At 37.9% G+C, this 21362-nt stretch carries 22 protein-coding genes; 14 read left to right on the top strand and 8 right to left on the bottom strand.

Annotated elements, in window-relative coordinates:
* Positions 1 to 67 precede the first annotated feature (67 nt).
* Positions 68 to 1522 (top strand): o-succinylbenzoate--CoA ligase, encoded by a 1455-nt coding sequence (locus H131_RS16575; RefSeq protein ID WP_036130740.1) that lies wholly within the window; start codon positions 68 to 70, stop codon positions 1520 to 1522.
* A gap of 586 nt (positions 1523 to 2108) precedes the next feature.
* Positions 2109 to 3290 carry a transglutaminase domain-containing protein gene (locus tag H131_RS16570; RefSeq protein WP_051112157.1) on the top strand — a complete coding sequence of 394 codons (1182 nt, stop codon included), beginning with the start codon at positions 2109 to 2111 and terminating at the stop codon, positions 3288 to 3290.
* Here H131_RS16570 and H131_RS16565 read toward each other — a convergent pair.
* From H131_RS16565 to ytzI, 4 genes are all read right to left on the bottom strand, one after another.
* A complete protein-coding gene (locus tag H131_RS16565; RefSeq protein ID WP_010860288.1) occupies positions 3287 to 4315 on the bottom strand; it encodes a metal ABC transporter solute-binding protein, Zn/Mn family in 1029 nt (342 codons plus the stop codon). The genes H131_RS16570 and H131_RS16565 overlap by 4 nt on opposite strands.
* Before the next feature lie 108 nt (positions 4316 to 4423).
* Positions 4424 to 4657 (bottom strand): membrane protein insertion efficiency factor YidD, encoded by a 234-nt coding sequence (gene yidD / locus H131_RS16560; RefSeq protein WP_036130737.1) that lies wholly within the window; start codon positions 4655 to 4657, stop codon positions 4424 to 4426.
* Positions 4654 to 4815 carry a hypothetical protein gene (locus H131_RS25040; RefSeq protein WP_196228898.1) on the bottom strand — a complete coding sequence of 54 codons (162 nt, stop codon included), beginning with the start codon at positions 4813 to 4815 and terminating at the stop codon, positions 4654 to 4656. The genes yidD and H131_RS25040 overlap by 4 nt, the downstream gene beginning before the upstream one ends.
* Positions 4816 to 4885: 70 nt before the next feature.
* Positions 4886 to 5032 carry a YtzI protein gene (gene ytzI, locus H131_RS24605; RefSeq protein WP_155242468.1) on the bottom strand — a complete coding sequence of 49 codons (147 nt, stop codon included), beginning with the start codon at positions 5030 to 5032 and terminating at the stop codon, positions 4886 to 4888.
* Positions 5033 to 5169: 137 nt separating this feature from the next.
* Here ytzI and H131_RS16555 point away from each other — a divergent pair, with 137 nt between their 5' ends.
* Positions 5170 to 5487, top strand: coding sequence for a hypothetical protein (locus H131_RS16555; protein WP_036130735.1), 318 nt, complete (start codon positions 5170 to 5172; stop codon positions 5485 to 5487).
* Positions 5488 to 5617: 130 nt separating this feature from the next.
* Here the strand turns inward: H131_RS16555 and H131_RS16550 are convergent, their stop codons facing one another.
* The 4 genes from H131_RS16550 to H131_RS16535 form a co-directional block, all read right to left on the bottom strand.
* Positions 5618 to 6286 carry an AroM family protein gene (locus tag H131_RS16550; RefSeq protein ID WP_036130731.1) on the bottom strand — a complete coding sequence of 223 codons (669 nt, stop codon included), beginning with the start codon at positions 6284 to 6286 and terminating at the stop codon, positions 5618 to 5620.
* Between the two features lie 5 nt (positions 6287 to 6291).
* Positions 6292 to 7434: an amidohydrolase family protein gene (locus tag H131_RS16545; RefSeq protein ID WP_010860285.1), complete on the bottom strand. Its 1143-nt coding sequence runs from the start codon at positions 7432 to 7434 to the stop codon at positions 6292 to 6294.
* Positions 7431 to 8495, bottom strand: coding sequence for an amidohydrolase family protein (locus H131_RS16540; protein WP_036130728.1), 1065 nt, complete (start codon positions 8493 to 8495; stop codon positions 7431 to 7433). The genes H131_RS16545 and H131_RS16540 overlap by 4 nt, the downstream gene beginning before the upstream one ends.
* 179 nt (positions 8496 to 8674) lie before the next feature.
* Positions 8675 to 10282, bottom strand: a complete 1608-nt coding sequence (locus tag H131_RS16535; RefSeq protein WP_010860283.1) for an ABC transporter substrate-binding protein — start codon at positions 10280 to 10282, stop codon at positions 8675 to 8677.
* 219 nt (positions 10283 to 10501) lie between these two features.
* Here H131_RS16535 and H131_RS16530 point away from each other — a divergent pair, with 219 nt between their 5' ends.
* The 11 genes from H131_RS16530 to H131_RS16480 all read left to right on the top strand — a co-directional run bounded on the left by H131_RS16530 (position 10502) and on the right by H131_RS16480 (position 21192).
* Positions 10502 to 11461, top strand: a complete 960-nt coding sequence (locus H131_RS16530; RefSeq protein ID WP_010860282.1) for an ABC transporter permease — start codon at positions 10502 to 10504, stop codon at positions 11459 to 11461.
* 5 nt (positions 11462 to 11466) lie between these two features.
* Entirely contained in the window at positions 11467 to 12333 is an 867-nt protein-coding gene (locus H131_RS16525) for an ABC transporter permease (RefSeq protein ID WP_010860281.1), read from the top strand.
* 19 nt (positions 12334 to 12352) lie between these two features.
* Positions 12353 to 13372, top strand: a complete 1020-nt coding sequence (locus tag H131_RS16520; RefSeq protein ID WP_036131612.1) for an ABC transporter ATP-binding protein — start codon at positions 12353 to 12355, stop codon at positions 13370 to 13372.
* Positions 13359 to 14366, top strand: coding sequence for an ABC transporter ATP-binding protein (locus H131_RS16515; RefSeq protein ID WP_010860279.1), 1008 nt, complete (start codon positions 13359 to 13361; stop codon positions 14364 to 14366). Before H131_RS16520 ends, H131_RS16515 begins: the two co-directional genes overlap by 14 nt.
* Before the next feature lie 170 nt (positions 14367 to 14536).
* The gene (locus H131_RS16510) at positions 14537 to 15490 is read left to right on the top strand and encodes a DUF1177 domain-containing protein (RefSeq protein WP_010860278.1); all 954 of its coding nucleotides are present in this window, start codon (positions 14537 to 14539) and stop codon (positions 15488 to 15490) included.
* The gene (locus H131_RS16505; RefSeq protein WP_010860277.1) at positions 15483 to 16751 is read left to right on the top strand and encodes a M20 family metallopeptidase; all 1269 of its coding nucleotides are present in this window, start codon (positions 15483 to 15485) and stop codon (positions 16749 to 16751) included. The genes H131_RS16510 and H131_RS16505 overlap by 8 nt, the downstream gene beginning before the upstream one ends.
* Positions 16752 to 16801: 50 nt before the next feature.
* On the top strand, positions 16802 to 17563 hold the full coding sequence (locus H131_RS16500; RefSeq protein WP_036130725.1) for an IclR family transcriptional regulator: 762 nt from the start codon (positions 16802 to 16804) through the stop codon (positions 17561 to 17563).
* An 11-nt stretch (positions 17564 to 17574) separates the two neighbouring features.
* Positions 17575 to 18498, top strand: a complete 924-nt coding sequence (locus H131_RS16495) for an aminopeptidase (RefSeq protein WP_010860275.1) — start codon at positions 17575 to 17577, stop codon at positions 18496 to 18498.
* Positions 18499 to 18788: 290 nt separating this feature from the next.
* Positions 18789 to 19256: an NUDIX domain-containing protein gene (locus tag H131_RS16490; RefSeq protein WP_010860274.1), complete on the top strand. Its 468-nt coding sequence runs from the start codon at positions 18789 to 18791 to the stop codon at positions 19254 to 19256.
* The gene (locus H131_RS16485; RefSeq protein WP_010860273.1) at positions 19240 to 20016 is read left to right on the top strand and encodes an alpha/beta hydrolase family protein; all 777 of its coding nucleotides are present in this window, start codon (positions 19240 to 19242) and stop codon (positions 20014 to 20016) included. The genes H131_RS16490 and H131_RS16485 overlap by 17 nt, the downstream gene beginning before the upstream one ends.
* A gap of 345 nt (positions 20017 to 20361) precedes the next feature.
* The gene (locus H131_RS16480) at positions 20362 to 21192 is read left to right on the top strand and encodes an alpha/beta hydrolase (protein WP_036130722.1); all 831 of its coding nucleotides are present in this window, start codon (positions 20362 to 20364) and stop codon (positions 21190 to 21192) included.
* Positions 21193 to 21362: the final 170 nt, after the last annotated feature.

Here is a 21362-nt window from a genome sequence, read left to right as displayed (position 1 = left end):
CAGTCAATAGACGGATTACGCCAAGAAGCGGTAAGCTTAATAGTGTGAATGATTGGAGGGAACAAAAATGTATCCAAATTGGATTTTGCAGCGTGCGTATTTAACGCCATTACGTAATGCTCTCACATATGAAGGACAAACATGGACGTTTCAAGAATTAAACGAACTTTCCATGAAACGGGCGCGTCAGTTAACAGCGCTTGGTATCAAACAAAAAGATCGAATTGCTCTATTGGGACCAAGCACATCTAGTCTTGTTGTAATGATGTACGCGTGTATGCATTTACAATGTGAAATGGTGATGCTTAATCGTAGATTATCTCAATCAGAAATAGCCTATCAATTAGAGGATTCGGAGGCTGTAACGGTACTAGTGGCAGATGAGGATGCTGAGAAGATACCGACGAATACCTTGTCATACTATTTGTTTTCTAGTGTTGAGGACGGTACAGAGCAAGACGTAGACATTGCGAAAGAATGGTCATTGGCACAAACTACATCAATTATGTACACGTCTGGGACAACAGGTTTTCCAAAAGGCGTTCGTCAAACGGTTGGGAATCATCAGGCAAGTGCAACGGCCTCTGTACTTAATTTAGGTTTACAAACCGATGATACATGGCTATGTGCTGTGCCACTATTTCATATAAGTGGTTTTTCAATTTTAGTACGGTCGTTATTGTATGGCAACAAAGTGCAGTTATACGAACATTTTGATGTGGACGCTATTGCTCACAATATTATCGATGGAACAGTGACACATATGTCGGTAGTTGCTGTGACACTAGAACGAATTTTACATGCCCTTGAGCAGAGAAGTGCACTAGCTTCACCGCTTTTTAAAATGTTATTGGCAGGCGGTGGTCCTGTACCGATGGATTATTTAAAACGTGCCAATGCTTTAAAACTAGCGGTAGCACAAACATACGGTATGACAGAAACCTCATCGCAAACTGCTACACTCGCAAGCGAAGATGCAATGCATAAAATTGGTTCAGCAGGGAAGCCCTTATTTTTCAACCAAATTAAAATCATCGAGCCAAATGCACAAGGTGAAGGGGAAATTTGTATTCGTGGACCACATGTAACACCCGGTTATATTGGCCGTTTTGCTCAAAAAAGTGCCACTATAGAAGGCTGGCTTCATACAGGCGATGTGGGTTATATGGATGAAGCTGGCTTTTTATTTGTTGTAGATCGTCGTGCCGATTTAATAATTTCTGGTGGGGAAAATATTTACCCTGCCGAAATTGAAAATGTACTGTTGGCACATTCGGCTGTACAGGAAGCGGGTGTGTGTGGCATAGAGCATAATCAATGGGGCCAAGTACCAATTGCCTTTGTCGTTTTAAAGGAACAAGTATCAATGGAGCAATTACAAACGTTTTGTCGAAAAAAGCTGGCTAAATATAAAGTACCCAAAAAAATCATCGTTATCGATGAACTTCCACGCAATGGTGCAAATAAGTTATTGAGAAGAAAATTAGTGGAATTGCTTCCACATGAAAGGAGCCTTCATTAAAATCAAGGCTTCAGTGATTTTCATTAATGACGTGTTCGTATGTAAAATCAGTGTCTTTTACCACTGCTTACACTGTTTATGTTTCTCGCCATGTCCAAACAGCGAGTTTCTTCAATTTTATGGCAGAAAAAGTAAGCATCGCCTGCATGGACAATTTTTTGAGACCTCTTATGGTTGTCCAACACATAGTTTACGAACTAAGTGATTTTGTGGTACCACTTGAGCAATCGTAATTATTTCAGGTTGATCACGGTCATTCTGTAAGTTTTTTTGACATCAAAGCACAACATCTCTGATTCTTTATAGAAAGGAAAAAGCTGCGAGACTGCTGCGGAAGAACGAGCCAGCTAGATCGCGCAAAAAGTGTAGCGAGGGGGAGGACGCTAGTTGGTTCGTCCGCGGAAAGCGAGTGGCTTTTTCCGCAACAAATTATTCATACTTTCTACAGTCAGAAGCCTTCATTAAAATGAAGGCTTCTTTTTTGTATATTCACAGGGTACGTCACTTATTTTAGGGTAAATTAATAATAATTTAACATAATTTGTATTGAGCGGCATAAACTATTTAGTAAAGGAGACAGACTCATATGAGAAAATATATATATAATGTCATCATTATATTATTTGTTCTACAAATGAGTCATGTGCAAGTATTCGCAAGTTATGAACAAAAAACTATCGCAACAGCTACTACAATAGAGACACTACAATATCAGATTCAAAAAGAAGTAATGCAGTTAACTACTGAATTTGATATACGATACACAGGTGATACATCGGCATTGAAAGATGAACTAACAGAGCTTATAAAACATGCAATAAAGGACCCTTATTTTTACGCCAATATTTCTAGTTTTAAATGGAAGTATGATGGTTATGCCAATAATATTGTCATTGAATTTCAATTTACCTATCATATTTCTCAAAAAGAGGCGGATTTTGTAGAGCGGACTTTGACCGATATTATTGCGCCAATGCATGGATTAAGCGAATTGGAGAAACTACAGGCTGCACATGATTTTATTGTTCTAACTTCGGAATACTCGAAGGAAACGAAAGGAAGTCAATATTCTCCCTACACACTGTTAACAGAAAACAAAGGGGTTTGCCAAGCGTATGCATTAGTACTTTTTCGGATGTTAGAGATGCTAGGTTTTGAGGTGCAATATGTCACGGGAGAAGTAGGCGATCAACTCCACGCCTGGGTATTAGTGAAGTTAGATAAGGATTGGTATCATATTGACGTTACGTGGGATGATCCATTACCTGATCGTCAAGGTGAAGTGCGTTACAACTATTTTCTACTGTCAGATAGACAATTAGCGCAAGATCATACATGGGATTATGCAAGTTACCCGGCAGCAACAAGTGAAGACTATTCTGCCTTACAGCAGGACAGTAAGGTTGAAGTAATGACGAAACCGCTTGTGTATAGTAACTTAAATAATGACCGTGGCCTGTCTATATTAGGGCAAAATAAGCTTTACACAATGCAGTTACAAGAACAGGCTACCCACTTAGAAAAAAGGTATACAAAGAGCGATGAGCCGTTAAAGATAGCTTCATATGACATGAATAAGCATATGGTTTTCACAAGGTCTTATGCTTACTTATCAATCGTGCCAACAATAGAAGAGGTTGAAGTTGCACATCTATTATTACCAAGTATTCACAGAACGGAAAAAAGAATGCCGCAAGAGAAATTAGTCATAATAAAGGAGGTGTCCCATCTTGCTTTCGGGGCACCTCCTTTCTCATGTGCAAGTTAATGCGCGTTTAACGCAGTATTTAAAATTTCCATATTGTTTTGCATTAACGTGAAGTATGTCTCATTATTTTTTACATCATCCGTTGTTAAAACGCTTAAGTTATGCAGGACAAGTGATTCCGCACCAACTTCTTTTTGAATGACTTCTGCTAGTTTAGACGATACGTTTTGCTCAAATAAAATATAGTGAATGTGCATGTCTTTTGCTTTATCAACAATCACAGTTAATTCCTTTTGAGAAGGCTCATTTTGTGAATTTAAACCTGCAATCGGAACTTGTGTTAAGCCATATTCACCAGCAATGTAGCCGAATGCTGCATGTGAGACGAAGAATGTTTTTTCTCCGGCTTTTTCACCCATCGTTTTAAATTCACTATCTAAGTCTTGTAACTCTTTTACTAATGCATCGTAATTAGCTGTGAAAGTCGCTTCTTGTGCTGGCATTTTTTCAACTAATGCATTTTTAATGGAAAGTGCTAAATCTTGGCTTATCACAGGTGATAGCCATAAATGTGGATCGACATCACCATGATCATGGTCCTCATGTGAGTGACCTTCTTCAGCGTGATCGTGCTCTTCTTCGGTAGCAGCATGATCATGTTCATGCGACGCACTGTCTTCTTCTTCATGTGAGTGACCAGTACTGACAGCTAATTTCTCATCGGATACTTGGTCTGCTGTAGCAACCATTGTCACCTCTTCTTTGGCTAGTGTTTTTTTCGCGTTCTCCACGAAACCTTCAAGACCTAGACCAATATAGAAAAATAAATCTGCATCTGCTAAGTGCATCATATCTTTTTGAGTAGGCTCGAATGTATGCTCATTAGCACCAGGAGGGTAAATTGATGATACTTCCACGAAATCACCACCAATTCGCTCAGTAAAATAGCTTAGAGGATAAACAGTTGTGTAGATGGCCAATTTATCTTGTGCTTCTGACTGATTAGACGTTGAAGATTTATTACCACAGGCAGCTGTAAATACAGCAAGAACAGTAACTAGGAAAAATAACAATATTTTTTTCATATAATAGGGTACCTCCATCAAATAGTAATGATTACGATTTGTTTTTTGAACAGTTCCTATAATAACGCACATCTAAAAAAAGTACAAGAAAAAAATGACCTTCGAAAATTATTTCTTTCTCGAAGGCCATTTTTCAGGTACAGGATCAAAGCCACCAGCATGGAATGGTTGGCATTTTAAAATACGTATAACAGTTAAGATTAGTCCTTTAATTGCACCGTGCTTTTGAAGAGCTTCTAAACCATAAGATGAGCATGTTGGATGAAAGCGGCACGATGGTGGCGTCATTGGTGAGATGAATTTTCTGTATAACTGAATGAGCCATATAAAGGGATATTTCATACTTGTCCATCCTTATGCTGTGTATTGCTTTCCTCAGGCTTCGCATCGATGGTTTGTGTGAAAAAGTCTCCTTTTTTCTTCATGATAACGATTACAGAAACCCCGAACATTAGCATCATCATGGCGATCATAATAATAATTGGTAATGGCACACCCATTGTTCTCACTCCAGATTCTAATTGATATTGTCATTATAAGAGATTCGCTTTTGAAAATATACTAATTGAATTAGTCATCATGATGCTGTACTTTCTGCTTAGGTTTTTCGTCAACTGTATGTTTAAAGGCATAAGCACGATTGACACTTAAAATGGTAGCAATTGTTATTCCAATAACAACAATGACTGCTACGATAATGAGAGTAGTTAAATTCATGGCATTCACTCCGTTCATTGTTCATCATTACTATTATAAAAGATGTACTAGAGTTAGTTGTGAAGGAAGTTTGACATTCCAGCGAATAAAATCACTCTTTTTCCATCATACTATGGAAAAAGGGGTGTTTCGGTGCTATGGATCGTCAACGCGTATACTTTTCACTTGCCAATCAAACGTATTATACCAATCCATATGGAGGCCAATGGAATTTTGAGCTCGATGTAGATCGGCAAGCATTAGATGTTTTTGAAAAAATCTTTCAGCAAATGCAGCTACTAGAAATATCGAATGCATGGCGTGCACAATTACCTTATGTACCCTATCATTTAGATCAGGAAAATGATGCCATCGATTTACGTTTGAAAAAAATCTATGCCCTTGTGCATGAATATGGGGACGCGGATACAAAAGCTTTCGTAGAACAACTACCATATTTCAATAGACGTGTCTAAAACGGGGCAATTTAATGAGACATCATTGGACGATATGAATTTTATATTAGAGTACAAAACATTGCAGTACACATTAAAGCTGTACCAATACGTGAACTAAAAATTAACAACGCTAGCGTTGTTAATTTTATTAGTTAAGGGTCTTCAAAACAGCAAAGACTGCTTCACGAGGTACCATAATAGGAATCGTCAGTTCTTTTTTTACCGCATTTTTCATTGTAGTAGAGTAGCCCATGCAATCTAAGATTAGCATCTCAGCGCCTTGTAGATGTAATGCTTTTGCCTTAGCTAACAAATCTTTTTCATTAAAATGATACGGTGAACTTGCAGCAAACGAGAACTCAAATTTTGCTTTACGCCACTTATCTGTGACACTGTCCAACTGTTCGGGTTCAGGTCCAATTAATCCAAGTTTTAAATCAGTTTGAATACCTTTGACTAAATGGGTCATCATTCGATCGGGGAGTAATAGATTTTTGCCAACTAGTGTATTTGAAAAATCGCCCGTACACATAAGTAAAATCCATGTATATTCTCTCAAATCATCGATACGCTTTTGAATAAAAGGCAATAGCTTATTTTTACTTAGTTTTACCTGTTCGCCATTTGCCAGTAGTGTGACTAAAACATCTAAATCTTGAACACTAGGTGCAAGTGCTGCGATTTCTGACGAAGAGAGTAAATCGAGTACACCAAACTCCGTGATATGTAAGCCATCTTTTTTTAATTGTAGAATATCATCAGCCATATCTTGGCGGGGGGCTTGACCTATTGTGACAATTGCCATTTTAGAATGCATTAGGATCACTCCACTTCGTAGTATTTTTTACCATTGATAAATGTTTGCAGCATTTTTGCTTCGGTAGTAAAAATAGGATGAGACCATACGACGAAATCAGCATGTTTACCTTGTTCCAGTGATCCTATAAGATGATCGAGTTGCACAAGCTTGGCAGCATTATGCGTAATACTTTTTAATGCAGTTTCTTCATCTAAGCCGTAACGAATGGCCTCTGATGCGCAGTACTTTAAATACTGTATAGGGACAAAAGGATGGTCTGTCATTATGGCAAAAGGGATGTCATGCTCTTTAAATATTTTAGCGATTGCCGGTGTTGAATTACGAGTCTCATATTTTGATGGTGTGAGCATATAGGGTCCAACCGTTGCATTAAATCCACTTGCTTTCACAGCATCCACAATCATATGTCCCTCTGTACAATGTTCTAAATGGACTTTAATATTAAATTCTTTGGCAATCCGAATGGCTGTCATAATATCATCTGCACGATGACAATGCAGACGCAGTGGCATTTCACCACGGAGCACTTCAATAAATGGACGTAACTCAAAGTTGTGAGTGATTTGTTCATTCTTTTCATCTTCAGTTAGATGTGTGGCACGTTGAAAGCCATCACGTAAAATTTGGGCAATTGCCATACGTGTCATAGGTTTTCGTTTATACTGGTTACCAAAAACATTTTTTGGGTTTTCTCCTAAAGCACCTTTCAAACCGCTTCGTTCCACTAATATGCGCGAAGCCAGAGTGGGACCTGCTGTTTTTAAAATACTCCATATTCCACCGATTACATTGGCACTTCCAGGACCCGTTTGAACAGTAGTAATACCACCTTCAATGGCATGTTGAAACGAGAAATGCCGAATATCTACACTGTCTAAAGCATGCATAAGTGGGGTAAATGGCTCACTGTATTCATTCGCATCATTAATATCTTCTGTTACTTCTGCCCAAGTCCCAACATGCGCGTGGATGTCGATTAAACCAGGCGTGACAAAACCACCTTGTAAATCAATAACTTCAGCATGTGCGGGTAATTCTTTAGCAGGGCCAGCATAAGTAATCGTCTCATTTTCTACCCAAAGTTGCTCAAACGTATCGTTATAATCATTTGCTGATATAAAATGTGCATTGTGATAAATAATCATTTGTCATCCCTCACCTCTGAAAATACTTTTTGGCCCTTTATAATAGTAGCGACAACCTTTGCATCTAAATCTAAAGGATGTTTATTCCATACTACAAAGTCTGCTAGTAGTCCATCGTGGATTGCACCAGTTAGATGTTCAATACCGAGGAATTTTGCCGCACCAGTTGTTAATGCGTATAGTACATCCTGACGTATTAAACCTTCACGGACGGCTAAACAGGCTTCAAGTGCTAAATGTGTCGTGCTACTAACAGGATGATCAGTACAGAAAACAAAGGGAATATTACTATTGTTAAGTTGTTTATATAGTTTTGGTGAAAGTGCCAACATTTCGTTATGTTCGATATAACGGAATGTTGGGCCTGCAATAACGGTATTAAATGATGTATCTGCTACTAATGGCATTTCAGTCCCATGGATAATGTGGAACTCAAAATCGAACTGTTGTTGTAGACGAGCAATTAGCTCAATATCGACTGCCTTATGCGCTCGCACAATAATTTTACGAATTAGTGGCTCTTGCTCTTTAATTTTTTGAAGTGTTTCTCGAAGTATCTTAGCTATACCCATACGAGTGAGTGGTTTTTTCTTAGTAGCAAAAAATGTACTTTTAGCATTTTGACCAATCGAAAAAGAGTAAGCAAAATCTTGCTTAATCACCATCTCATCAACGGTAATATGTGCATGATGAATAACTGCTGTTTTTGCCCCAATCAAACTTTTCGCAGAAGGTACGATATGGGAGGCCGTTATGCCATGAGAAATTGCTTTTTTAAATGCTGCATCGAAGGGATAAATGCCATCAACTACTGAATATTGCAGATTTGAGTCAAGCTCAAAGCTATCATCTCCTTCCCAACGAATACCTATTTCAGTTAAACCGATTTGAGAGCAACAATCGATCAAACCGGGTGTTACATAATAACCTTCTAAATTTATTTCTGTTGCTATAAACGTATTGCTTTGTTTAAAATATTGTTTTTGCACATCAAAATTTTTCTTTTCAAAACTACGAGTTTCAGAATTAAAAACAAGCCCATTTATATAACGTGTCGTCAATTAAATTTCCTCCAATCAATAGAAAAGCAGAGAACTACCTCCGCTTTTCTTTTCTCGTAATAAAATTTTCTAGACAATAGCGTGTATGTTCGAAATCGAAGATTGTCAATATACTGCCACTAAGTTTTGAACAAATACACCTGAAGTCGTTGTCGCATGAATGTATCGGTTTTAAATAATTATTTTGAAATTGACACGTTTGTCCCGTTCGGGTGTACGATTTGAAGCGAATTATCTGCAGAAACATTAAAGCCTTGTACTTTTTTGTTAACCCCTGCAACTGTTTGTGTTGCTTCTAATTCAATACGAGGAACATCAGCTAAAATGAGTTTTAATGCTTCTTGATATAAAGCCGCACGTTCTTCTTGAATAACTGTTTCAGAAACAGCGCGCTCTAACAATGCATCAACCTCTGGATTGCTATAACCTTTACCATTACCTAAGGCGCCTACTTGTTTTGTGTGGTAGAGCTGATACAAGAAGAAGTATGGGTCTGGGTACCATGTCCAGCCGCCAATATTCATGGGTGCTTTTCCTTTAGCTACTGTGTCACTATAAGTACCCCATTCTAAAACTTTGATTTCTACATCGATATTTAAGTTTTGTTTTAATTGACTTTGGAAAATTGTTGCATAAGGTACACGTGCTTCAGACACGTAGATTTCAGTTTTAAAGCCATCTGGATAACCAGCTTCAGCGAGTAGTTTTTTCGCATCGGCAGGATCATACGTTGGCACTAAGTCAATTAAAGATTCATCATATCCCCATGAGCCCGGAGGTAAAGGTAAATAAGAAACATCACCGCCACCCCATTGATTAACACCAGAGATAATTTCCTCGACGTTCGTTGCTTTATAAATAGCTTCACGCACTCGCACGTCAGCTGTTGGTCCCACTTTATTGTTTAAATCTAGATAAACGATGGATAGCCCTGCATTTGTTAAAAGCTCTAGATTATTATCTTGCTTAATGATTTCACGATTTTGTCCTTTTACATCCATCGCGATATCAATGTCACCAGATCGTAACGCATTTGTCATCATATTTTGATCTGAAATAAATTTCATTGTTAATTTATCTATATTGGGTGTGTCACCCCAATAATTTTCATGACGCGCCAATTGTACTTCTTGATCTTTTTTCCATTCTTTTAATTGGAAGGGGCCAGTGCCTATGAAGTGATCAGAAAAATTATCTCCCCAGCCTTCAACCTCTTCTTTAGGAATAATGATGTTACCTGCATCCGTTAGCATAGCCAGTAGTGCTGCGTTTGGTGTAGCTAAATGAATCTCTACTTCATAATTAGATAAAACTTTTACCTCTGTTACACCGCTTAAACGGTTCATTGCAGATTCTTTTGCAGAACGTTCCAGTGAATACTTAACGTCTTCAGCCGTCATTTCACGACCATCTTGGTATTGACCAGGTTGGAATTTGACACCTTCACGTAATTTGAAAGTATAAACTAACATATCATCTGACACTTTCCATTCTGTCGCTAAAGAAGGAATAATCTCAGAAAGATCTTTATTATAAACAACTAAAGTGTCGGCCATTTGGCGCATCACCTGTGATTCATAGACACCTGTGTATTTAATAGGATCAAAGGTTTTAGCATTTGCAGAAAGACCGACTTTTAATGTGCCGCCAGTTGCTACTTCTTCATTTTTCTCTTCTCCAGTTGAACTTCCTTTATTCGAGTTATTGCCTCCACAAGCAGCTACAAGGCCAATGACTAATGTTAAAACTACTAACAAAAAAGATTTTTTTAAGTTATTTTTCTTCATACATCCAAGCCTCCTTATTTATTGTTTCACAATATGAACCGTTGTTTCAAAAATGGTAGGTTCGAAATTAAAAATAGCATAGGTGTTAATAGAAAGTAAATATAAAATTAAAAAAATTCAGAAAAATATATTTACAAATAAAGATAAGTGAGTGTAGTATTTAGTTATTCACAATATGAACCAGTGTTTCTAATAATGAAAAAAGGAGGTCTTTTGATAATGGGCTCTTATGTTTTAAAAAGGTTAATCAATCTAATACCAACACTTTTGGTAGTGGCCATTATTGTTTTTGTTATAACAAGGTTAATACCTGGTGATCCGGCGGCAGTAATGCTAGGGCCACAAGCGAGTGTCGAAGATGTAGAAAATTTAAGAGAAGAATTAGGGTTAAATGAATCGGTACCTGCACAATTTATTTCGTATGTAGCAGACTTAGCAAAGCTAAATTTGGGTCATTCATATTCTTATAGTGAATCTGTTACGGGGCTCATTTTAGAAAGATTTCCGAATACAGTAATTTTAGCTCTCGCAGCATTAGTAATTGCTGTAGTAATTGGTATCCCAGCTGGTATTCTAGCAGCTAGAAAACAAAATACAATGATAGATTATGCTGTAATGTTAGTTTCTCTAGTTGGTGTATCCATGCCAATCTTTTGGTTAGGAATCATGTTAGTTCTCTTGTTTAGTGTCAACTTAGGTTGGTTGCCAGCTACAGGAATGGGGAGTTTAGAGGATGGTGTATGGACATATCTTAAACATCTAATATTACCGGCGTTTGCTTTAGCCACAATTCCGATGGCGACGTTTGCACGTATTACGCGTTCAAGTATGTTAGAAGTAATTTCACAAGACTATATTAAAACAGCAAGATCAAAAGGAATCAAAGAATATTTAGTTATTGGGAAGCATGCATTTAAAAATGCATTAACACCGATTTTAACTGTATTAGGGATGCAAATTTCCAATTTACTAGGCGGTGCGGTATTAACTGAGACAATATTTAGTTGGCCAGGTATGGGGCGACTCATTGTAGATGCGATTGACAAGCGTGATTTTGTTGTAGTTCAAGGAACAGTTATTTTCATCGCCTTGATTTTCGTATTAATTAATTTAGTGGTTGATGTTTTATATAAAGTTGTGAACCCAAAAGTAAATTTAGATTCGGATGGGGGGAAATAGTAACGATGGTTCAAGCAATAGTGAATGACAACAAGAAAAAAAATACGTTGTTACGAAAGTTATTAAAAAATAAATTAGCAACAATCGGCTTATTTATTGTTACGATAATGACAATTATAGCCATATTTGCTCCGTTGATTGCTACGCATCCACCGAATGAAATGAGTATTGGGAAGTCGTTTTTACCGGCTAATACAGAAGGCCACTTACTAGGTACCGATAACTATGGTCGTGACTTATTTAGCCGCTTAATATATGGTACACGTATTTCAATGATTGTAGGAATTGCGGCAGTTCTATTTGGCGCAGTATTTGGAACATTACTTGGTTTATTAGCAGGATACTTTGGCGGTCGCTTAGATTCGATTATTATGCGTACGATGGATGGTCTATTTGCATTCCCATTCATTTTACTAGCTATCACATTAATGACTGTGCTTGGTCAAGGTTTAGTGAACGTCATTGTTGCGATTGGCATTGCCAATATACCAGGGTTTGCACGTCTCGTTCGTGGACAAGTATTAAGCGTAAAAGAGGAAGAATTTATTGAAGTGACACATTCATTAGGCGCGACACATAAGCGTATTATTTTTAGTCATATTTTACCGAATTGCATGGCGCCATTAATTGTATATGGCACGATGAGTACAGCAGGCGCCATTATTTCAGAAGCAGCACTTAGTTTTCTTGGTTTAGGTATTCAACCACCGACTGCTTCTTGGGGAAGCATTTTGAAAGATGGTAAGGATTTTTTAGTATTAAATCCTCAAATGGCAACTTTCTCTGGAATTTGTATTTTATTAACGGTACTTGGGATAAATCTTTTAGGTGATGGACTACGAGATGCTCTTGATCCAAGAATGAAAATTTAACATGAAAGTGGGTGAAATGATGGTTGAGCGTTTACTTGATGTTGAAAATTTGACGGTTGAATTTAAAAGTAGCGGCTCTACGATGAAAGCAGTTAATGGAGTCAATTTACAATTAAATAAGAAGGAGACACTGGGCATTGTTGGAGAATCAGGTTCTGGGAAAAGTGTTACAGCTACAGCTTTAATGCGTTTAATTCCATCTCCGCCAGGTAAAATAACGGGTGGGAAAATTCATTTTAATGGTCGAGATTTAGTAGCAATCTCCGAAAAAGAAATGCGTAATGTACGAGGTAATGAAATGTCCATGATTTTCCAAGATCCTATTACAAGTTTGAATCCGGTATTAACGGTAGGGAATCAAATCATTGAGGTTATACGTGCACACGAGAAAATGACGAAGAAAGAGGCAAGTGCTAAGGCTGTTGAAATGCTAAAAATGGTTGGTATTCCAGAGCCTGAAAAACGTTTGAACATGTACCCACATGAATTTTCTGGTGGAATGCGTCAACGTGTAATGATTGCCATTGCATTGGCATGTAATCCGAAGTTATTAATTGCCGATGAGCCGACAACCGCCCTTGACGTAACAGTCCAGGCACAGATTTTAGATTTGATGAAAAACTTACAACGTAATCATGACACCGCAATTATTATGATTACACATGATTTAGGAGTAGTATGGGAACTTTGTGACAAGGTGAATGTAATGTACGCGGGGCGCACAGTTGAATCTACAACAACTAGGCATCTATATAAAAATCCACTGCACCCATATACATGGGGCTTACTCGAATCACAAATTACAGTGGGGATACAAGAACAAGAACGGTTACCTGCAATTCCAGGTAGTCCACCAGATTTAAGTATGTCACTTAGCGGCTGTCATTTTTCTACTCGCTGCCCTATGGCGACGGATATTTGCCTTAGTAAAGTGCCTGAGTTAATGGAAGTACAAGATGACCATTTTGTTGCTTGTCATTTGCAATCGAGAGAACAAATTGTAGCGCGTAAGGAGGGGATTTTTAATGCAACAACGTAAAGGGCTAGTACTAGAAGTAAGTAATTTAAGGAAGTTTTTCCCTATTAAAAATTCACTTCCTTTTAAGAAGACGACACAATTTGTAAAAGCAGTAGATGGTGTAAGCTTCAAACTATATAAGGGAGAAACCCTAGGTATTGTAGGTGAATCGGGATGTGGTAAATCTACAGTAGCACGCTTAATTAATCAATTAATTATACCAACTGAAGGCACGGTCGAATTTAATGGAATAGATTTAGCAAGTTTGAACAAGAAAGAGATTCGTTCAGCTCGCAAAGCGATTCAAATGGTATTTCAAAATCCATATGCATCGCTTGACCCACGTAAAACAGTCGAATATTTAATTGCAGAACCATTAGCCATTCATGCTATTGGTGATGAAGCATCACGTAAAAAAAGAGTTATTGATTTACTTGAAACAGTTGGTTTAAGTGCATATCATGCCAAACGTTATCCACATGAATTTTCAGGTGGGCAAAGACAACGCATTAATATTGCCCGTGCTCTAGCACTAAATCCAGATATTGTTATTTGTGATGAACCTGTTTCAGCACTAGATGTGTCTGTGCAAGCACAGGTTATCAATTTATTGAAGGACTTACAGAAGGAATTTGGCTTAACCTATATTTTTATCTCGCATGATTTAAATGTTGTGAATTATATGTGTGACCGCATTGCGGTAATGTATTTAGGGAAAATCGTAGAAATTGGTTCCTATAAAGACATATACGACAATCCCCAACATCCGTATACACAAGCTCTATTATCAGCTATTCCAAAAGAAAATCCTTTTGATACGAAAGAACGTATTATTTTGTCAGGAGACGTACCAAGTCCAGTAAACCCTCCGAGTGGTTGTGCATTTCATAAGCGCTGCCGCTTCGCAACGGAAAAATGTGCACAAATGGAACCTAAACTTGATAAGGTTTCTGCTAGACATCAAGTTTCATGTCATCTATTTAAAAATATTCAGCAGAGACCTATCTCGTCTTAAAGTAAGCGAAGCATGGCAAATAATCTTTACTTGTGGCAATGCCAAGTGACCAACATCATGTTGGTCTAAGCCTCCGGCGACTGTCATGGATTTTGAATTGGACAAAGACAATTCAAAATGCTTACGTCAATTACCGCGAGGCATTTAATTAGAAAAGGAGCGTCATTATTATGTCATTAAAACATGTTATTGAATTATACGAGGTAATGGATAGTAAGTATGTTAATGGAGAGGTTGTCAAAGAATATTTACACAATGTCAATCCATCAGCGGATGTAATGGTAAAGACAATTACAGTTGAAAATGCTTCGACTGATTTTGTAAAGGTTGTTGTTAAAGGGAAGAATGGTAAATCTTCTGGTGGAAACGCACCAACTTTAGGTGTTATTGGTCGATTAGGGGGAATTGGAGCTCGTCCAGAAATGACGGGCTTTGTATCCGACGGTGATGGCGCACTAGCATGTATGGCAAGTGCTGCAAAAACATTAGATATGGCATTAAAGGGTGATCAGTTAGAAGGGGACATTATTTTCGCAACACATATTTGTCCGGCAGCCCCAATTTTACCACATGAGCCAGTGCCATTCATGAACTCACCAGTTGACATGAGTGTGATGAATGAACATGAAGTAGACCCAGCGATGGATGCAATTTTATCGATTGACACAACCAAGGGTAATGCAGTTTGCAACCATAAAGGATTTGCTATCACACCTACTGTAAAAGAAGGTTACATTCTAAAAATTAGTGACGATTTATTACACGTTTACACACAATCAGCAGGCATTTCACCAGTTATACTACCTATTACAACACAAGATATTACGCCATATGGAAATGGACTATTCCATATAAATAGTATATTACAACCAGCTGTTGCAACAACTAGTCCAGTGGTAGGTGTCGCAATTACAACCGAAGCAACTGTTGCTGGCTGTGCCACTGGTGCTACACATGTAACTGATGTAGAAAATGTTGTTCGTTTCGCCTTAGAAGTAGCAAAAATTTATGGTGCAAATAAATGTTCGTTCTATGATGAAGAGCAATTCGCACTAATCGAAAAACTATATGGTAGCATGAATCATCTACAAACAAAAGGGAAAGAGGTGAATGCACATGGATGAGTTAAAAAATTTAAAGCTACAATTAATGGAAGAAGTCGAACATAACAAGGATGAATTAATTGAATTTTGTTCAAAATTAATTCAAATTCCGAGTGTAAACCCACCTGGGGATACAACTGAAATAACGACATTTATCGAGAACTATTTAAATGAAGTTAATATTCCATATAAAAAATATGAATCTACCGATAAAATGTTTAACTTAGTTGCTTCTATTGGTAATGGCAAAGGAAAAGAATTAGTTTATTGTGGACATACGGATGTTGTACCAGTAGGAGATCTTTCGAAATGGGAATTCAACCCATTTTCGGGTGAAGTGAAGGACGGCTGGATGCTGGGTCGGGGTGCAAGTGATATGAAAGCGGGCTTAGCGGGTATTATTTTTGCCACAAAGATGTTAAAAAAACTAAATATTGCACTACCAGGGAAGTTAACACTAGCCATTGTACCAGATGAAGAAACAGGGGGCGAATTTGGTGTGCCTTGGTTATTAGAGCGAGGTTTAGTAAGTGGTGATGGTTGTTTGATTGCGGAGCCTTCATCGCCTTTAAATCCGACAATCGGTCAGAAAGGTTCTTACTGGTTTGAATTAGAAGTACGAGGAGAACCTGGTCATGGTAGTTTGTCACCTTTAGCAGGTAGAAATGCGATTGTCGATGCTATTCGTGCTATAAACGAAATTCGTACTTTATGGGATATTGACATCGATATTCCTGTGGAGGTACAGCCGCTCATTGAAGTATCAAAAAAATACATGCGTGAAGTTGAAAAAGATCGCTTGAAATATCAAGAAGTACTAGAGAAAATTACAGTAAATATTGGTACAATTGAGGGAGGTACGAAGTCCAATGTAATTCCAGATTATTGTAAAGTACACATAGATTGCCGTTTACCATTTGGTATTACCCAAGAAAAAGTGACTGATATTTTGGAAAATAAATTGGATGCTTTGCATATTGATTATACAATTAATCGATTTGGATTTAAAAGTGTGGCAAATTATACAACAGCAGAAGATCCCGTTTGCAAATCAATTGTCGATAATATTTCATTTGTTACGGGAAAAGAAGCGTACGGTGTTATGCAATGGGCAAGTAGTGATGCACGCCATTTTAGACAACATGCTATTCCTGTACTGCAATATGGCCCAGCTTACTTACCCAGTATCCATGGTTATAACGAAAAAGTACGTGTGGAGGATATCGTACGTTGTGCAAAAGTATATATAACTGCTGCAATTGACTTTCTATATCAAAAGTAAGCGACTTTTACTCTCTTGCTTTTGATAAATAGATCAGAAGGATGAGAGAAATGCTAAAAACTTTAAATTTATCTATTGCTGTTTTAAAGATGTTTACAAAGGAAAAGCCAACATGGGGCGGGCGCGAATTGGCTTTGGAAATGAATATTAATCATACAAATTTATATCGAATTCTTGAAACATTTGAAAATAATGGATTCATTACAAAAGATCCTACCACCAAAAAATACTCGCTAGGAATTGCTTTATGGGAAATTGGCATGAATATGTATGATTCATTAAACATTGACCAACTTTGTTTGCCAATACTAGAAAAATTAAAAGATACTACGGGCGAAACAGCTGTTTTTACAGTATTAAATGGGCTAGAAGCGCTAACTTTACTAAAGGCAGAGCCTGTAAATAAGGTGAAGTTTTCCGTATCACAAGGAAGTAGAACACCACTTTATGTAGGTGCTTCCTATCGCTCGATGCTTGCCTACTTAAATGAAGAGCAAATATCGCAAGTGATTGATGTACCTTTAATGGCCTATACAAATAATACATTAACAAATGCTAGTAAAATACGGGCTGAGCTTGAAGTGATTCGAGAGTGCGGTTATGCAACCAGTAATAGCGAGTATACTGCGGATGTGCTTGCACTTGCGATGCCAGTTTTTAATAGCGAAGAGCAGGTAGTAGCATCAGTAACAGTATCCGGGCCAACTTATCGTTTTACGGAACAACGCATTGCTGAAGTTTTACAACCATTAATGGAAGCGAAACATGAAATAGAAGATATTATTCGTAAATATCATTTGAATTTTAGCTAAGGAGACTTACAATGCAACATTTACATGACATTGCACTGAATGTTTTACAAGGCAACTTAAGAGTTCAATCAACGGAAACACTCGTTATTTTAACCGATGCTCATAAACAAGACATTGCGCAAATTTTTTATGAAGCTGGACTAAAAATTACAGAGAATACGATGTTAGTGGTTATGCCACTTTTGCAAAAATCCGGACAAGAGCCAATTAGTACAATTACATCGTTGATAGCAAACGTAGATGTTACACTGTGTATTACATCGCATTCTTTAACACACACAATGGCACGAAAAAAAGCGTGTGAAAACGGTGGTCGAGTAGCGACTATGCCTGGAGTTACATTAACAATGCTAGAACAAGGTGCACTCCATGCCGATGCGCATGAAATTGAAGAACTTGTAGAAAAGTTTGTAAACCTCCTTGATGTTGCAAAAGAGGTACGCATTATAAAAGATGGGCATGAGTTAACTTTTAGTGTAGCAAACCGTAGTGGTATCCGTTCGACTGGGATTGTGTGCAATGCAGGAGATTATGGCAATATCCCTTCTGGAGAATCCTATATTGCACCTGTTGAAACATCCGCAAATGGTGATATTTTAGTCGATGGTTCTATTGCAAATATTGGTGTATTAACTGAGCCTTTATTGTTAAAAATCCGTAACGGTCGCTTGGAAGAGGCAATTGGTCGAGATGGTGAACGATTACTGGAGCTGTTAGGGGAGGGGCATGGTCGTATCATCGCTGAATTCGGGATAGGTGCAAATAAAAGTGCTCTTTTATGTGGGAATGTATTGGAAGATGAAAAAGTATACGGCACTATTCATATCGCATTTGGCAGTAATGTCCCATTTGGTGGTACAAATGCAGCGAATGTCCATATCGATTGTGTCGTAAAAAATCCAACAGTTTATTTTGATGGTAAACAAGTAATTTAGATAAAAATTGAGCGTGACTTCAAAGGTTTTGAAGCACGCTTTTTTCAATTGAATTGGCGAACGGGTTGTCAAAATCTTATCTGTTGATTGTTATTACATCATTACACTATAGTAAAAATAAATGTATCCCTAAGTAAGGCTGTAAAATGATATAGCACATAGATTTTACAACATCACAGATGAGGAATGTCACGACTTGTTAGTGATAGATTTCACTCAGTGTTTGACATAATATTTCAATTAAATAAAATGATACTTTCGCTACATTAAGAGTATAGGAGTTGACAATAGTGTTTTCATTTATTGATTTAAATGGCTACAAAGTAGATTTAAGTTTTACAAGAGGTGAGTTTAAGGTGGAGCCTAAACATGTCCTCGTCTTTTTAAAGCATGATAATAAGTGGCTATGTACGATTCATAAACGACGTGGGGTTGAAGTTCCGGGGGGGAAGTTAGAACCAGGTGAAACATTAGAACAAGCAGCTATACGTGAAGTATTTGAGGAGACAGGTGTACACGTGAAAAATCTTATGTGGTTTGCAGAATATGCTGTTCATGATGAAGTATTATTTTGTAAGACTGTCTTTACTGCACAATTTGCAGGTCAGGAACAAATAGATTTTGATTTAGAAACATCAGGTATGATGTGGCTGACCGATGAAGAGTTTGCAAATCATCCAAACTTAAGCTTTCATATGAAGGATGAGGGTATGCAAAAAATGCTAGAGGAAGTGAAGCGTTATGACAACAAATGGTGAAATAGTAGAAAAACGACCATATCCTTCACCAAACCCCACTATTCGTTTAACCGAAATTACTTACATGTCACAAGGATTACGAGTAAAGGGGTTATTAGCTGAACCAAAAGCAACTGGTACATATGATGGCTTTTTATATTTACGAGGTGGCATGCAAAACATCGGCATGGTCAGACCGGCGCGAGTGGCCCAGTTTGCCGCACAAGGATTTATCGTATTTGCCCCTTATTATCGTGGAAACAGAGGCGGTGAAGGTCGAGATGAATTTGCAGGTCAGGACCGTTTCGATGCCATATATGGAGTGGATGTGTTAAAACAATTTTGTAATGATAATATTCATGTATTTGGCTTTTCACGAGGTGGAATTATGGCACTGTGGACGGCCATTTTACGAAAGGATATTACTTCTGTGGTGACATGGGCTGGTGTTTCCGATGCAACAGCAACCTATTGGGAGCGCACGGATATGCGGCGAATGATGAAGCGTGTTGTCGGAGGAACCCCGAATCGTGTACCTGAAGCTTATGATGCACGGACCCCATTATTTGAGATTGAGCATATAACTGCACCAGTTCTCATTATTCATGGACTACGAGATGAAAATGTTGATATTGAACATGCAAGACAGCTAGAGTTTTATTTAAAGGATGCTCAAAAAATTTATGAGACATGGTACTATGAAAAGCTAACACATTTTTTCCCTTCCGAGGTGAATCGATTAGTAGTACGAACGCTTTGTAATTGGATGAAGGCACAATAAAAATAAAAACAGTTACTCTAAATTATAAAGTAACAAGTCTGACTGTGGACAAACTCAAAAAATTGAGTTTGTTTACAGTACTATATGAACACGTTGATTTCCGCTACGGAGAATGCTTTTCGCTCAAGCTTTTCCCGCAGAAGTCGCCGCCAGCGATCCAATCAACTAATGTACGTCTATAAATTATTTGGGTAAAGGATTATTACGCCGCTGTCCATATCTTTATTGATTTGACACATGTGAAGCGAGTGCAAAGAAAGATTTTTAGCTTATGATTTTTATTTAGTTTTCTCTCATGCTATCATTAATTTGTTAGAATTTTCTATTATTAGAAGGGGTGAAGGAATGGAGCAATTACTTGTGGATGTAGGTGGGAGAAATTTAGCTGTTACACTTGATGGGCAAGGAGATAATACCATTGTGTTTTTACATGGCTTAACTGGACAGCAACACAATTTTTATCATTTAGTCCAGTTGTTAAAAGCTGACTTTAAAACGGTATCTGTGGATCTGGCAGGGCGAGGAGAAAGTGACCCATCCGAAACGAGTTCTGTACTGCAACATGCAAAAGATGTAGCAATATTACTTGAAAATCTAGCAATCGATGAGCCCATACTTATTGGTCATTCCATGGGTGCATTTATCACGTCGATTATTGCTAGTGAACATCCGCATGTCAAAGGAGCGGTTTACTTAGACGGGGCATGTCAAATCGACCCGGCTCTGAGTGCAGTACTTCAGCCTTCACTTGGCAGACTTGAAAAAACATATTTGTCCAAGGAACAGTACTTACTAGAAATGCAGCAATTATATACAATGTTAGGTATCACATGGTCTGAAGAAATTGAACAATCGGTGATGTATGAAGTAATCGAGACAGATGGCATTTGGAAGAGTAGAATGCATGTCCAAAATATTAATGAAGATATAGAATGCTTTGTAGAATACGATCCAAAAGCAGTAGCAGAAAAAGTTACCTGTCCTGTACTGTTAGTGATGGCGACCGGAGCAATCGGCCCTTTGCCTGCATTGTTCGCAGAGCCGCTATTTCGAGATACAATAAATTATACAAAAAACTTACAAACTTTTGTGACGTCTAGCAATCATTATTCCATGGTAGGCGATCAACAGCCAGAGATGAATCAGGCTATTTATGAATTTGTAAGATCGTTATAAAGAAAACTTTTACAATAGAAGTAAGAATATTCAAGTCCAGAAAAAGTCACTTGTTTTCCGCGGACGAACCAGCTAGCCTCCTCCTTCGCTACGCTTCGTGCGGGGTCTAGCTGGCCCGTTCCGCAGGAGTCTCGCAGCTTTTTCCTCTCTTTGCGGAATTAAGGATTGTT

It is taken from the genome of Lysinibacillus sphaericus OT4b.31 (assembly GCF_000392615.1).
Taxonomy (GTDB): Bacteria; Bacillota; Bacilli; order Bacillales_A; family Planococcaceae; genus Lysinibacillus; species Lysinibacillus sphaericus_B.
This window is presented reverse-complemented; position numbering and strand designations above follow the sequence as displayed.

Bases quoted from the DNA above. Each gene is read 5' to 3' on its own strand.
- H131_RS16575 (WP_036130740.1), top strand. From the start codon at position 68: ATGTATCCAAATTGGATTTTGCAGCGTGCGTATTTAACGCCATTACGT.
- H131_RS16480 (WP_036130722.1), top strand. From the start codon at position 20,362: ATGGAGCAATTACTTGTGGATGTAGGTGGGAGAAATTTAGCTGTTACA.
- H131_RS16545 (WP_010860285.1), bottom strand. From the start codon at position 7,434: ATGATTATTTATCACAATGCACATTTTATATCAGCAAATGATTATAAC.
- H131_RS16510 (WP_010860278.1), top strand. From the start codon at position 14,537: ATGTCATTAAAACATGTTATTGAATTATACGAGGTAATGGATAGTAAG.
- H131_RS16530 (WP_010860282.1), top strand. From the start codon at position 10,502: ATGGGCTCTTATGTTTTAAAAAGGTTAATCAATCTAATACCAACACTT.
- H131_RS16550 (WP_036130731.1), bottom strand. From the start codon at position 6,286: ATGCATTCTAAAATGGCAATTGTCACAATAGGTCAAGCCCCCCGCCAA.
- H131_RS16505 (WP_010860277.1), top strand. From the start codon at position 15,483: ATGGATGAGTTAAAAAATTTAAAGCTACAATTAATGGAAGAAGTCGAA.
- H131_RS16515 (WP_010860279.1), top strand. From the start codon at position 13,359: ATGCAACAACGTAAAGGGCTAGTACTAGAAGTAAGTAATTTAAGGAAG.
- ytzI (WP_155242468.1), bottom strand. From the start codon at position 5,032: ATGAATTTAACTACTCTCATTATCGTAGCAGTCATTGTTGTTATTGGA.
- H131_RS16520 (WP_036131612.1), top strand. From the start codon at position 12,353: ATGGTTGAGCGTTTACTTGATGTTGAAAATTTGACGGTTGAATTTAAA.
- H131_RS16495 (WP_010860275.1), top strand. From the start codon at position 17,575: ATGCAACATTTACATGACATTGCACTGAATGTTTTACAAGGCAACTTA.
- yidD (WP_036130737.1), bottom strand. From the start codon at position 4,657: ATGAAATATCCCTTTATATGGCTCATTCAGTTATACAGAAAATTCATC.
- H131_RS16485 (WP_010860273.1), top strand. From the start codon at position 19,240: ATGACAACAAATGGTGAAATAGTAGAAAAACGACCATATCCTTCACCA.
- H131_RS16500 (WP_036130725.1), top strand. From the start codon at position 16,802: ATGCTAAAAACTTTAAATTTATCTATTGCTGTTTTAAAGATGTTTACA.
- H131_RS16525 (WP_010860281.1), top strand. From the start codon at position 11,467: ATGGTTCAAGCAATAGTGAATGACAACAAGAAAAAAAATACGTTGTTA.
- H131_RS25040 (WP_196228898.1), bottom strand. From the start codon at position 4,815: ATGGGTGTGCCATTACCAATTATTATTATGATCGCCATGATGATGCTA.
- H131_RS16565 (WP_010860288.1), bottom strand. From the start codon at position 4,315: ATGAAAAAAATATTGTTATTTTTCCTAGTTACTGTTCTTGCTGTATTT.
- H131_RS16535 (WP_010860283.1), bottom strand. From the start codon at position 10,282: ATGAAGAAAAATAACTTAAAAAAATCTTTTTTGTTAGTAGTTTTAACA.
- H131_RS16555 (WP_036130735.1), top strand. From the start codon at position 5,170: ATGGATCGTCAACGCGTATACTTTTCACTTGCCAATCAAACGTATTAT.
- H131_RS16570 (WP_051112157.1), top strand. From the start codon at position 2,109: ATGAGAAAATATATATATAATGTCATCATTATATTATTTGTTCTACAA.